This window comes from Microbacterium sp. 11MF, from assembly GCF_000383475.1.
GTDB lineage: Bacteria > Actinomycetota > Actinomycetes > Actinomycetales > Microbacteriaceae > Microbacterium > Microbacterium aquilitoris.
The window spans coordinates 802835-815495 of the sequence record NZ_KB911459.1 but is presented as its reverse complement, the minus strand read 5'-3'; the positions used below and the strand labels follow the sequence as shown (position 1 = coordinate 815495).

Sequence of the window (12661 nt, the reverse complement as noted above, 5' to 3'; positions counted from 1 at the left end):
ATCAACCTTTCTGTCGGACGAGCGAAGTTTTTACAGGCCCGACTTAGGTCAGCCTACCTAGCGGCTCTGAGAGCGTCAGTAGACTCGACCGGGGAAATTCGAGGAGCGATTCGAGGAACATGAGCAGCGCCACGAACGTCGATGCGACCGCCGTCAACACGATCGAGTGGCTCTCCGCCTCGGACACCACGATCGTCGTGCCGGTGTACCAGCGGCAGTACCGATGGGACATCGGAGGGTGCGAGCAGCTCCTCGGCGACATCCGCGCCGTCGCCGCCAGCGAGGACGGTCAGACGCACTTCATCGGGTCGATCCTGTCGACGGCGAGCACCACGGTCGATGACGACGCGCATCTCGTCCTCATCGACGGACAGCAGCGGGTGACGACACTGATGCTGCTCATCGCCGCTCTTCATCACACGCTCCGCACCGACGATCCGGCACTCGCGAAGGAGCTCGAAGCCGTCCTCGTGCGCCGCGACGATCCCCTCCGGACGAAGCTCCGTCCGCACCGGGCGTGGGCGGACGTCTTCGAGAGCGTGGTCCTCGACCGCCGCTCCCCCGCCGACACCGACCGTGCGTCACGGTTCGACGACAACTACGCGTTCTTCCGCAGCCAGATCCGTCCCGACGAAGCGGCGGGCATCTGGCGCGGTCTGCGCAAACTCGAGCACGTGTCGATCACCCTGGGCGTAGGCGCCAACGCCCAGCAGATCTTCGAGAGCCTCAACTCGACGGGTGAGCCCCTCCGCGACCACGAACTCATCCACAACTACGTCCTCATGGGACTCTCGCACGCCGAGCAGAGCGAGATCGAGAACGAGTACTGGCTCCCCCTCGAAGCGAACACCGGCGAGCAGATCGGCGCGTTCTGGAGGGACTACCTCGTCATGCTGACCGGCCGCGAGGTCCTCGTCGAAGGCGAGCGCGGTGTCTACGACGCGTTCCGGCACGAGTTCCCCCGCCTCGACCGCGCCACCCTCCTCGAGAACGCGACGCAGTGGCGGGAACTTTCGGAGATCTATCGGCTCCTGCTCGAACCCGCCACGGCGACGGATGCCGCCATTGCCCGCCACTTCGGGGCGATCAACGTCCTCGGTCGCGGCATGTACCCCATCGCGATGCGTCTGTACCGCGACCACCTGCGGGGTGAGCTGTCGGCATCCGATCTTTCCCTGGCTCTCACCCACGTGGAGTCGCTCCTGCTGCGCCGGACCGTCGTCGGCCTGCCGATCGACCGTCTCGTCGCCCGGTTCTGCCGGGCCGCGGACGAGGGCATGGAGTCCCTCGTCCTCGCGATCGCGCGCATCACGCCGTCCGATGAGCGCACGCGGGTCGGCCTCCGCTACGGCGAGCTGCCGCACGCGGCCTTCGTCCTCGAGCGACTCGCGGGGATCGACGCCGATGCGGGCCTCGTCCTCGATCACGTGCTGCCCGCGGCTCCCTCAGACGACTGGAGCGGCGACGGGGTCGGCCGATGGGCGGATCTCACCGACGACGAGCAGAACGCGCACCGGGCGCTCGTGAACACCCTCGGGAACCTCACGCTCCTCGAGGAGGACCTCGCGGACCGCGTGTTCGACGCGTCGTTCCCCGCGAAGCGCACGGCGTACGCGACGAGCTCGCTCCCGCTGACCCGTGAGGTCGCGGATTCCGCGGCGTGGTCGACGGCGCAGATCGCCGCGCGCACCGAGCAGTTGACCGCCCGTTTCATGGATGCCTGGCGCCGCCCCGCCGTCGTGGGCATCGACGACGACAACCTCACGCCGATCCTCGACGCCAAGAAGCGCCGCGGGTGGCCCCGTGGGTGGCAGCGGGAGTTCGACTACGTCGAGTACCGCGGTGAGCACTGGGACGTCCGGGACGTCCGCTACCTGTTCAACCGCGTCTTCGCCCGGCTGTGGGCGGACTCGCGTCAGAGCGTCGTGGATTACAGCGCCCGCCAGGGCGGCCCGGTGTATCCCGAGATGGCGTGGAACGGCCAGTGGGACGAGCTGGGCGAGGGTCAGTACCTTTACCTCGGGTGGGATTCCAAGTACATGCTCTCCGCGGTCCAGGACGTGCTCGAAGAGGCCGGCTGGGCGTCGGAGGTCTTCGTGAAGTACTCCTACATCGGCGACGCGATGCGCTGAGACTCAATCGCCGTCGGCGCCGCCATCCGCCTCGGGTGCGGGATCGACCGGGATCTCGATCCAGGTCGCCGTCACGGGTGCCTGCGACAGCAGGTCGGGCGTCCACCCGCCGAGCGCCGGGCCCTCACCGAGACGGTCGACCGGGTTCGTCGGCTCCAGAGGTTCGGAGGGAAGACCGCCCCATTCCGACGGTTCTTCGGGTCGCTGCGTGAAGAGTCCCATGGGACCATTGTGCGCCTGCGCGGCGAGCCGCGACAGCTCTCGCAGGAAAAGCAAAACCCCCGCCAGAGCGGGGGTTTTTCATCTTGCTGGGGTACCTGGACTCGAACCAAGAACAACGGAACCAGAAACCGCCGTGTTGCCAATTACACCATACCCCACTGGATCCGGCCGGAACCGTTCCGAGGGTCAAGCTTAGCCCACGGCGCGGTCCCGGCCAAACCGAGGCATCAGCCGCGTGTCGCCCTCAGCTTCTCGAGGCGGGCGATCGACACGTCCTTGCCCAGGAGCTCCATCGACTCGAACAGCGGCGGCGAGACACGCCGGCCGCTGAGCGCGACGCGGGCAGGGCCGTACGCGACACGGGGCTTGAGCCCCAGTCCGTCGATGAGCGAGCCCGCGAGCGCCGCTTGGACGGCCTCCGCGTGGAACGCGTCGGCGGGCACACCCTCGAGAGCCTCGATGGATGCGGCGAGGACCTCCGCCGCGTTAGCGGGAAGCCCCTTGAGAGCGTCCTCGTCGTACGTCTCGACGTCGCGGAACAGGAAGCCGAGAAGGCCCGGGGCCTCACCGAGCATCTGCATGCGCTCCTGGACGAGCGGTGCGGCCTTGGCGAGCATCTCGCGCTGCGCGTCGGTGGGAGGCGTGCTGACGACGCCGGCGCCGACAAGGTAGGGCACCAGACGCGACGCGAAGTCGTCGGGCTCCAGCATCCGGATGTGGTCGCCGTTGATGGACTCGGCCTTCTTCTGGTCGAAACGGGCCGGGTTGGGGTTGACGTTCACGATGTCGAACGCCTCGATCAGCTCCTGACGCGTGAACACGTCGCGGTCGGAGGCGATGGACCAGCCGAGGAGGGAGAGGTAGTTGAGCAGACCCTCGTGGATGAAGCCCTTCTCGCGCTGCAGGAAGAGGTCGGCCTTCGGGTCGCGCTTGGAGAGCTTCTTGGTGCCCTCCTCCCCCAGCACCAGCGGCATGTGCGCGAAGCGCGGCACGAAGTCCGTCACGCCGGCGTCGATCAGTGCGCCGTACAGGGCGAGCTGGCGCGCCGTCGAGGGCATCAGGTCTTCGCCGCGGAGAACATGGGTGATTCCCATGAGCGCGTCGTCGACGGGGTTGGTGAACGTGTAGAGCGGGATGCCGCCAGCGCGGACCACCACGAAGTCGGGGAACGACCCGGCGGGGAAGGTGACCTCGCCGCGGATGAGGTCGACGTAGGTCACGTCCTCCTCGGGCACGCGCAGGCGCCAGGCGGGCTCGCGTCCCTCGGCGCGGAAGGCGGCCTTCTGCTCGTCGGTGAGTGTGCGGTCGTAGTTGTCGTACCCGAGCTGCTTCGCGCGGCCCGCCGCGGCGTTCCGAGCGTCGATCTCCTCGGCCGTCGAGTAGGACTCGTAGACGGCGCCCGAGGCGATGAGCTTGTCGAGGACCTCGCGGTAGATGTCGTGGCGCTGCGACTGGCGGTACGGCTCGTGCGGTCCGCCCTTCTCCACGCCCTCGTCCCAGTCGATCTCGAGCCAGGTGAGCGCGTCGACGAGCTGACGGTAGCTCTCCTCGCTGTCGCGTGCCGCGTCGGTGTCCTCGACGCGGAAGATCATCTTGCCTCCGGTGTGCCGCGCGTACGCCCAGTTGAACAGGGCGGTGCGGACCATCCCGACGTGCGGGAGGCCGGTCGGCGAGGGGCAGAAGCGGACGCGGACGTCCGAGCCGGAAGCGGTCGTGGTGAGGGGGTGCGGTGCAGTCGACATCACCGTCCAGTCTACGGCCGCGCCTTCGACCGGCCCGCTCGGTCAGCGACGCGCGTAGGGAGAGAGCACGGTGATCGCGATGACGACCGCGAGAGCGACGAGCGCGAGCCCGCCGTACCCGATGAGACTGAGGATGCCGCCGGCCAGCACGGACCCGATGGCCGCCGACAGCGTCATCGCCGTGTCACTGCGCCCCTGCCGGCGAGGCCGGAGCTCGGTGGGCGTGGCCTCGGTCAGCAGCGCCGCGCCGCCCACCGTCGCCGCGCTCCACCCGAGTCCCAGGAGCAGGAGAGCGATGAGCACCGCGGTGGGCGAGTTCGGAGCGACCGCCGCGGTGACGAGCGACGCGGCGAGGATCGCCTGTCCGAGGAGGATCGTCTGCAGCCGACCCCAGCGATCCGCGAGGATGCCGAAGACCGGCGACAGGCCGTACATCCCGAACACGTGCAGGGCGATGGTGACGCCGACGATCGTGGTCACGTTCCGAGGGTCGAGGTGCGACAGGTGGACGGGGGTCATGGCCATGACCGACGCCATCGTCACGTGCGAGCCGGCCACGGCGAACACCGCGTAGCGGGCCACGATCGGTCGGTCCACTTCCACGACGCGGGTCGCACCGGCATCCCTCGTGCGAGCGAGCTGCTGCGCGACCTTCAGGGGGTCGGGCCGGAGGGCGACGAGGTAGAGGATGAGGGCGAGCGTCTGCGCGACGATCGAGAACGCGTACGAGCCGGTGAGGGGCGGCATCCCGAGCCACTGACCGACCGCCTCGCCGGGCGTCAGCATGAGCGGGCCGACGACCCCGCCCACGGTCGTCGCCCACACCACGGTGCCGAGGTCGCGTCCGCGACGCCCCTGACCCGAGAGGTCGGTCGCCGCGAACCGGGACTGCAGGTTGCCCGCATTGCCGGCACCGATGAGGATGACGCCGACGAGGAGCAACGGAAAGAGGCGGAGCGCCGCCGCGGTGATGACCACCGCGATCCCGACGAGGGCCAGCAGGTTCCCGAGGGTCAGCGCACGCCGGCGCCCCTGCGCCGAGGCGAGTCGTGCGAGCGGGATCGCGCACAGGGCGGCACCGAGGGTGACGGATGCCGTCGCGAACCCCGACAGCGACTCCTCACCCGACAGGTCGGCCGCCAGCAGCGCCCCCAGTGAGACCGTCGAGCCGAAGGCGACGCCGCCGAGGACCTGCCCCGCGGCGAGGACGCCGACCGTCTGCCGCTGGATGCGGGCGATGTCGGTCGTCGAGAGGGTGGGGTCTGTCCCGTCAGGCATTCCGCGCCGTGTTGCGCAGGATGCCGAGACCCGTGATCTCGACCTCGAGCACGTCACCGGCGTGGAACTCGCCGATCCCCGCCGGTGTGCCCGTGAGGATCACGTCGCCCGGGAGGAGGGTGAACGCTGCCGACGCGTAGGCGATGATGTCCGGCACGGAGTGCACCATGTCGGAGATCGGACCGTCCTGACGGACCTCGCCGTTCACCCGGGAGACGATGCGCGCGCCGCCGTCGAGGTCGAACTCGGTCTCGATGATCGGACCCAGCGGGCAGAAGGTGTCGAAGCCCTTGGCACGCGACCATTGGCCGTCGGAGCGCTGCAGGTCGCGCGCCGTGATGTCGTTGCCGATCGTGTAGCCGAAGACGTAATCGAGGGCCTTCTCAGCGGGGACGTTCTTGGCGACGCGGCCGATGACCACGGCGAGCTCGCCCTCGTAATCGGTGCGCTCGGACTGCGGCGGGCGGACGATGGCGTCATCCGGACCGATGACCGACGTGTTCGGCTTCAGGAACAGCAGCGGCTCGCCGGGGGCCTCGCCGCCCATCTCGGCCGCGTGGTCCCGGTAGTTCTTGCCGACGCAGACCACCTTGGAGCGTGGGATGGACGGGGCGAGGAGGGTGATCTCGGCGAGAGGGATCCGCTCCCCCGTCGTCTCGAACCCGGCGAACATCGGGTCACCGGCGAGCTCGACGACCTCCTTCTCGTCGATGATCCCGTAGCGGATGGCCTCGTTGCGGCGGTAACGGACGATGCGCACGGTTCAGCCGTCCAGCCGCGTCAGCCAGCCGTGCACGTCTTCGGCGCGACCGTACTGGATGTCGGTGAGGTGCTGACGGAGCTCGAGCGCGAGAGTGCCCGTGGGCTGCACATCCTCGAAGCCGGACGCCTTCAGCGCTCCGATCGGGGTGACGACGGCGGCGGTTCCGCACGCGAACACCTCGACGATGTCACCCGAGGCGACGCCCTCGCGCCAATCGGTCAGCGAGACGGGACGGCGCTCGACGCGGTGCCCGCGGTCCTCCGCGAGCTGCAGGATCGAGTTGCGGGTGATGCCGGCGAGGATCGATTCCGACTCGGGCGTCACGAGCGTCCCGTCCTTCATGACGAACACGACGTTCATGCCACCGAGTTCTTCGACGTTGCCGTCCTCGTCCAGGAACACGACCTGGTCGCAGCCCTTCTCGTAGGCCTCGGCCTGAGGCAGGAGGCTCGCGGCGTAGTTGCCGCCGGTCTTCGCCGCTCCCGTGCCGCCCTTGCCGGCACGCGCGTAGTCCTCGCTCAGCCAGATCTTGACGGGGGTGACACCGCCCTTGAAGTAGGCGCCCGCGGGGCTGGCGATCACGTAGTAGGCGACCTTCTCGGCCGGGCGGACCCCGAGGAAGGCCTCCTTGGCGAACATGAACGGACGCAGGTACAGGCTCTGGTCGTCACCGGACGGAACCCAGGCGCCGTCGACGGCGATCAGCTCGCGGAGCGACTGCAGGAAGTACTCGGCGGGGAGCTCGGGCAGAGCCATCCGTCGTGCCGACCGCTGCAGGCGCGCGGCGTTCTCGTCGGGCCGGAACGTGTGGATGGAGCCGTCCGCGTGGCGGTACGCCTTGATGCCCTCGAAGATCTCCTGGCCGTAATGCAGCACGGCGGCCGCCGGCGACAGCGAGATGGGTCCATAGGGCGAGACGCGCGGGCGGTGCCAGCCGCCCTTCGACGACCAGCAGATGTCGACCATGTGGTCGGTGAAGTTCGTGCCGAACCCGGGGTTCGCGAGGATCTCCTCGCGGGCGGACGGCGACGCCGCAGCCAGGTTCTTCGTCACCGAGAAGGTGAGCGGGGCGGCGGTCGAGTCGGTGAGGGTCATATCATTCCTGTTCCTCGCGCGGTGTCTGCGCGACGCGCATCCAGTCAGATTACGCCCGGAGGCGTGCGGTGATGGCGTCGCCGACCTGCGCGGTCGTGCGGGCGGAGCCGTCCCTCGCCTCGATGTCCTCTCGGGCCGCGCGGGTGACGCGCTGGGCCTCGTCACCCAGCCCGAGGTGCTCGAGCAGGAGGGCGACGGAGAGGATCGCGGCGGTGGGATCGGCGATCTGCTGTCCGGCGATGTCGGGCGCGGAACCGTGCACGGGCTCGAACATCGACGGGAACGCGCCGTCAGGGTTGATGTTCCCCGAAGCGGCGAGGCCGATGCCTCCGGTGACGGCGCCGGCCAAGTCGGTCAGGATGTCGCCGAAGAGGTTGTCGGTGACGATCACATCGAAGCGGCCCGGGTTCGTGACCAGGAAGATCGTCGCCGCGTCGACGTGCAGGTAGTCTACGGCGACGCCGGGGTGCTCCTGAGCCACCTCGTCGACGATCCGCTTCCACATCCCGCCCGCGTGCACCAGCACGTTCGTCTTGTGGACGAGGGTGAGCTTCTGGCGACGCTTCTCGGCCTGCGCGAAGGCGAACCGGACGACCCGTTCGATGCCGAACGCCGTGTTGACCGACGTCTCGTTCGCGATCTCGTGCGGGGTCCCCGTGCGGATGGAGCCGCCGTTGCCGACGTAGGGCCCCTCGGTCCCCTCACGGACGACGACGAAGTCGATGTCCCCGGGATCAGCGAGGGGTCCGGACGCCCCCGGGTACAGCACCGACGGACGGAGGTTGACGTAGTGGTCCAGGGCGAAGCGCAGCTTCAGGAGCAGGCCCCGCTCGATGTTCGCGTCCTTCAGGCGCGGGTCGCCCGGCATCCCGCCGACGGCCCCGAGGAGGATCGCGTCGTGCGAGGCGATGGCGGCGAGGTCCTCGTCGGTGAGCGTGTCGCCCGTCTCGAGGTAGCGCGCGGCGCCCAGTGAGAATCGGGTCTTCTCGAAGGCGACGTCGGCACCGTCCGTCACGGCGTCGAGGACCTTCTCGGCCTCTGCGACGACCTCCGGACCGATGCCGTCTCCGGGGATGACGGCCAGCTTCACGACGCGCGACATCGCTCTCCTCGTTGTCGGGGTGGACCGCGCGTCGTCAGTGCTCGACGTGCGCGGTGCGGGTCCCCTTCAGCGTAGTGGCCGCGATCACGGCGGCGCAGACGACCAGCACCGCCCCGATGATCGAGGTGACGCCGACGCCGGAATCGAAAGCGGATGCCGCGGCCTCGAGCACGCGCTCGCCGAGACCCGCCGGCAGCCCGTCGGCGGCGGTGACCGCTCCGCCCAGGGTCTCGAGCGCCGCTGCCGCCGTCTCAGCGGGCACCCCGTCGGGCAGGACGATCCCGGAACGGTAGAGCGCGGTGAGGATGCCGCCGAGCACCGCCGTGCCGAGAACGGCCCCGAGTTCGTAGGCCGTCTCGGACACGGCACTCGCCGCGCCTGCCTTGGCCGGCGGAGCCGTCGCCAGGATCAGCTCGTTCGACACGGTCTCGGCCGCGCCGATACCGAGGCCGAGCAGCCCGAAGGCGGCGATGAGCGTGCCGAGGGCCGCGGCATCCGTCGACATCGCGATGATGAGATACGCGGCGACCGACAGCGACAGCGCTACCGGCACGACGACGCGCGGCGATACCCGGCGCGAGATCGGGACGACCGTGAGCCCTGAGACGATCATCAACACGAGCCCGGGGACGAGCGCGAGGCCCGCCTGCAGCGGGCTCAGTCCGACGATGAGCTGCAGGTGCTGCGTCACGAAGTACAGGAACCCGACGAGGGCGACGACGCTCAAGAGGTTGACGAGGAGCGCGCCGGTGAACGCGCCCGTCCGGAACAGTCGCATGTCGAGCATCGGCGCGTCGGACCGGAGCTGACGACGCACGAAGATCAGCCCGAACGCCAGACCCGCGACCACGAGGACGACCGGCAGGATGCCCGGACCGTGAACGGCGAACTCCTTGATGGCGTAAACGATCGGCACCATGGTCGCCATGCTGAGGGCGATGCTGACGGGGTCGATGCGGCCCGGCTTCGGGTCACGACTCTCGGGGACCAGGATCGGCGCAAGGACGAGCAGCGGGATCAGGACAGGGACCGCGAGGAGGAACACCGACCCCCACGCGAAGTGCTCCAGCAGGAGTCCTCCGACGATGGGTCCGAGAGCGGAGCCCGCAGAGAACATCGACGCCCAGACCGCGATCGCGAGTCGGCGCTGGTCGCGGTCGGTGAAGATGCTCCGCAGCAGCGACATCGTCGACGGCATGAGCATGGCACCGAAGAACCCCATGGCGGCGCGGGCGGCGATCAGGAGCTCGGCCGACGGGGCGAAGGCAGCGACGGCGGAGATGCCCGCGAAGCCGGTCGCTCCGATCATGAGCAGCCGGCGGCGTCCGAATCGGTCCCCGAGGGATCCCATCGTGACGAGGAGCCCTGCCAGGACGAGCGGATAGACGTCGATGATCCAGAGCTGCTGCGCGCTCGTCGGAGTCAGGTCGCGTGCGATCTCGGGCAGCGCGAAGCTCAACACCGTGTTGTCCACCGACACCAGCAGCACGGGCAGCATGAGCACCGCCAGCGCAGCCCAGCCGCGCCACCCCTGTCGCACACCCGCCGCGTCGGCGACGCGGATCTCTTCCGTCAACGTCATGATTTATACACCGTCCAGCCGGTATAGTAACAGAGTCGACCGACGAGAGGGAAGAGACGTGAGCAGACCACCGCGGGCGCGAGAAAGCGTGCTGGACGCGTTCGAGGCCGCCTTGATCGACGGCGGTGCCCGCGGCGCGACGATGGATGCCGTCGCCGCAGCGGCGGGCGTCTCGAAGGGCGGTCTGCTCTACCACTACGCCTCGAAGGAAGCGCTCGAGTCGGCGCTCATCGAGCGGATGCGGCGCCTCGTCGACCTGGACGTCGAGGAGATGCTGCGCTCCCCCGACGGGATCGTGGCGGTGTTCGTCCGCACGTCCGTGCAGTCCGACACCCCGCTCGACCGCGCGATCGTCGCCACGTCACGTCTGGCGCAGACGGGCCACGACGCGGCATCCGTCGCCCTCCGTGACGCGCGACGCGTCTGGGAGGATGCGCTCCGCCCTCACACCCGCGACGAGAGCGCACTGCAGCTCGTCCTGCTCGTGAGCGACGGGCTCTACTTCAACAGCGCGCTCGCCACGCAGGGCGTCCCGGGACCCATCCCGCAGGGCGATGACCTCGACGCACTCATCGCGCTCGTCGAGCGCGCGGCACGCTGACCCGCTCCCCTGTCACGAACGACCGCCGCACGCGGCGTGATGCGACAGGGGAACGAGGGATGCCGGTGCGTCAGACCTCGGTGAGCTCGATCTGGCGGAACAGGTCGGCCTGGACCGAAGCGCGGAGCTCGTCGAGCATCGGCTCGGGGATCGGCGAATCGACGGTCAGGACCGACAGTGCGCGGCCGCTCGCGTCGGGCCGCGCGACCTGGAGCCCCGCGATGTTGATGCCCGCTTCGCCGAGCTTCTGACCGTAGATCGCGACGATGCCGGGCCGGTCGGCGTAGCGCATCACGACGTGGTACCGGTTGATCGGCACCTCGACCTCGTAGCCGTTGATGCCGACGACCTTCGGCACCATGCGCGTGCCCGCGAGGGTGCCCTCCACGGTGAGCACCGTGCCGTCGGACAGCGTGCCGCGGAGGATCGTGATGTTCCGGTATAGCGGGCTCTCGGACTCGACGATCAGTCGGGTCTCGATGCCGCGCTGCTCGGCGAACAGCGGCGCGTTCACGTAGGAGACGTTCTCGCTCACGATGTTCGTGAAGATGCCCTTCAGCGCCGCCAGGCGGTAGACGCTGACGTCGTAGTCGGCGAGCTCTCCGCGGACCTCGATGTCGAGGCTCGTGAGGGCGCTGGGCGCGAGCCCCGTGAAGATCTGACCCAGCTGCTCGACGAGCGCGATGCCGGGACGCACGAACGGGTCGATCACGCCGCCGGCGACGTTCACGGCGTCCGGGACCAGGTCGCCTTCGAGCGCGAGCTTGACGGACTTCGCGACCGAGACACCCGCCTTCTCCTGAGCCTCTTCGGTCGAGGCGCCCAGGTGGGGCGTGACGATGACGTTCGGCAGGGACAGCAGGGGGAACGCCGTGCCGTCCTCCTTCGGCGGCTCGCTCGTGAAGACATCGAGTCCTGCGCCGGCGATCTGGCCGGTGCTGAGCGCCGTGTGCAGCGCCTCTTCGTCGATGAGACCACCGCGGGCGACGTTCACGACATACGCCGTGTCCTTCATCATCTCGAACTGCGCGGCGCCGATCATGCCGGTCGTCTCGGGGGTCTTCGGCATGTGGATCGTGACGAAGTCGCTGGTCTTCAGCAGCTCGTCGAGCCCGAGGAGCTGCACGCCCAGCTGCTGCGCGCGGGTCGGCGTGACGTAGGGGTCGTACGCGACGACCGAGACGCCGAACGCCTGCAGTCGAGCGGCGATGAGGGCGCCGATGCGGCCGAGGCCGATGATGCCGACCGTCTTCTCGAACAGCTCGGTGCCCGTGAAAGAAGAGCGCTTCCACGCGCCGGCCGCGAGCGAGGCGTGGGCCGCCGGGATGTGGCGCGCGAGGCTCAGGATGTGACCGACGGTGAGTTCGGCCGCGGAGATGATGTTCGACGTCGGGGCGTTGACCACCATGACGCCCGCGCTCGTGGCGGACTTGATGTCGACGTTGTCGAGACCGACGCCGGCACGGGCGATGACCTTGAGCGACGGAGCCGCGGCGATCGCCTCGGCATCCATCTTCGTTGCGGAACGGATGAGTACGGCGTCCGCATCGGCGAGGGCCGGGAGGAGGGCGGCACGGTCGGCACCGTCCACGGATCGGACGTCGAAATCGGGGCCCAGGGCCTCGATCGTGGCGGGAGAGAGTTCTTCGGCGATCAGGACGACAGGCTTGGGCACGGCAGACCTTCGGGTACGCGAGTGTGGATCGCCACGCGGCCGGTCGGGCTGGGACCGACGACGGTACGCGGCACGGCCAGCCTAGCGAATCCGACCGCACGGCCCCGACCGTGTGACGGACCTCAGGAGCCGAAGAGCGAGTTGCCGTTCGTGATCGCGAACGTGAGGACGTTGAGCCAGAAGACGCCGACCAGCCCGAGCCCCACGAGCAGGATCGCGGCGAGGTGCAGCAGCGGGCGCCGACGGCCGAGGACCACCCCCGCGACGAAGACGATGATCGGGAAGACGACCGGGAAGAGGAGGAAGGCCCAGCCGGCGCCGGTGAGGCCCTCGACCGCGGTGGCCTGCGCGACGAGGAAGGCCACAGCGGTCCACACGGCGTAGGCGTAGAAGAGCCCGAACACGCCGGCGACCGTGGCCCGCAGCCACGACGGTGAGCGGCGAACGGTGGGGGAAGACGTCGTCACGG

Annotated in this window: 11 protein-coding genes and 1 tRNA gene; 2 read left to right on the top strand and 10 right to left on the bottom strand. The window is 69.3% G+C overall.

Going from position 1 to position 12661, the window contains the following annotated elements; genetic code table 11:
• Positions 1-119 precede the first annotated feature (119 nt).
• On the top strand, positions 120-2132 hold the full coding sequence (locus H286_RS0103945; protein WP_020097184.1) for a DUF262 domain-containing protein: 2013 nt from the start codon (positions 120-122) through the stop codon (positions 2130-2132).
• Between the two features lie 3 nt (positions 2133-2135).
• On the opposite strand, the gene H286_RS14435 is transcribed toward H286_RS0103945, so the two are convergent.
• The 8 genes from H286_RS14435 to H286_RS0103905 all read right to left on the bottom strand — a co-directional run bounded on the left by H286_RS14435 (position 2136) and on the right by H286_RS0103905 (position 9916).
• Complete coding sequence (locus tag H286_RS14435; protein WP_020097183.1) at positions 2136-2354, bottom strand: hypothetical protein; 219 nt, start codon at positions 2352-2354, stop codon at positions 2136-2138.
• Between the two features lie 86 nt (positions 2355-2440).
• Positions 2441-2512 (bottom strand) — tRNA-Gln (locus tag H286_RS0103935).
• A 69-nt stretch (positions 2513-2581) separates the two neighbouring features.
• The gene (gltX, locus tag H286_RS0103930) at positions 2582-4096 is read right to left on the bottom strand and encodes a glutamate--tRNA ligase (RefSeq protein ID WP_018188087.1); all 1515 of its coding nucleotides are present in this window, start codon (positions 4094-4096) and stop codon (positions 2582-2584) included.
• A 42-nt stretch (positions 4097-4138) separates the two neighbouring features.
• Positions 4139-5374: an MFS transporter gene (locus H286_RS0103925; protein WP_020097182.1), complete on the bottom strand. Its 1236-nt coding sequence runs from the start codon at positions 5372-5374 to the stop codon at positions 4139-4141.
• The gene (locus tag H286_RS0103920) at positions 5367-6134 is read right to left on the bottom strand and encodes a fumarylacetoacetate hydrolase family protein (protein ID WP_020097181.1); all 768 of its coding nucleotides are present in this window, start codon (positions 6132-6134) and stop codon (positions 5367-5369) included. Before H286_RS0103920 ends, H286_RS0103925 begins: the two co-directional genes overlap by 8 nt.
• 3 nt (positions 6135-6137) lie before the next feature.
• Positions 6138-7232, bottom strand: coding sequence for a branched-chain amino acid aminotransferase (locus H286_RS0103915; protein ID WP_020097180.1), 1095 nt, complete (start codon positions 7230-7232; stop codon positions 6138-6140).
• 49 nt (positions 7233-7281) lie between these two features.
• A complete protein-coding gene (locus tag H286_RS0103910) occupies positions 7282-8334 on the bottom strand; it encodes a 3-isopropylmalate dehydrogenase (RefSeq protein WP_018188091.1) in 1053 nt (350 codons plus the stop codon).
• Positions 8335-8368: 34 nt separating this feature from the next.
• Entirely contained in the window at positions 8369-9916 is a 1548-nt protein-coding gene (locus H286_RS0103905; protein WP_020097179.1) for an MFS transporter, read from the bottom strand.
• Positions 9917-9974: 58 nt separating this feature from the next.
• Between H286_RS0103905 and H286_RS0103900 the strand changes: the two genes are divergently transcribed.
• Positions 9975-10517, top strand: coding sequence for a TetR/AcrR family transcriptional regulator (locus H286_RS0103900; RefSeq protein WP_026302971.1), 543 nt, complete (start codon positions 9975-9977; stop codon positions 10515-10517).
• Between the two features lie 70 nt (positions 10518-10587).
• Here the strand turns inward: H286_RS0103900 and serA are convergent, their stop codons facing one another.
• Together serA and H286_RS0103890 are read right to left on the bottom strand one after the other, a co-directional pair.
• Positions 10588-12192, bottom strand: a complete 1605-nt coding sequence (gene serA, locus H286_RS0103895; RefSeq protein ID WP_020097178.1) for a phosphoglycerate dehydrogenase — start codon at positions 12190-12192, stop codon at positions 10588-10590.
• Positions 12193-12314: 122 nt separating this feature from the next.
• Positions 12315-12659, bottom strand: coding sequence for a hypothetical protein (locus H286_RS0103890; protein ID WP_020097177.1), 345 nt, complete (start codon positions 12657-12659; stop codon positions 12315-12317).
• Positions 12660-12661 lie beyond the last annotated feature (2 nt).

Excerpts from the sequence above, each read along its gene's own strand:
- H286_RS0103945 (WP_020097184.1), top strand. The coding sequence starts at position 120 with ATGAGCAGCGCCACGAACGTCGATGCGACCGCCGTCAACACGATCGAG.
- H286_RS14435 (WP_020097183.1), bottom strand. The coding sequence starts at position 2,354 with ATGGGACTCTTCACGCAGCGACCCGAAGAACCGTCGGAATGGGGCGGT.
- gltX (WP_018188087.1), bottom strand. The coding sequence starts at position 4,096 with ATGTCGACTGCACCGCACCCCCTCACCACGACCGCTTCCGGCTCGGAC.
- H286_RS0103925 (WP_020097182.1), bottom strand. The coding sequence starts at position 5,374 with ATGCCTGACGGGACAGACCCCACCCTCTCGACGACCGACATCGCCCGC.
- H286_RS0103915 (WP_020097180.1), bottom strand. The coding sequence starts at position 7,232 with ATGACCCTCACCGACTCGACCGCCGCCCCGCTCACCTTCTCGGTGACG.
- H286_RS0103910 (WP_018188091.1), bottom strand. The coding sequence starts at position 8,334 with ATGTCGCGCGTCGTGAAGCTGGCCGTCATCCCCGGAGACGGCATCGGT.
- H286_RS0103905 (WP_020097179.1), bottom strand. The coding sequence starts at position 9,916 with ATGACGTTGACGGAAGAGATCCGCGTCGCCGACGCGGCGGGTGTGCGA.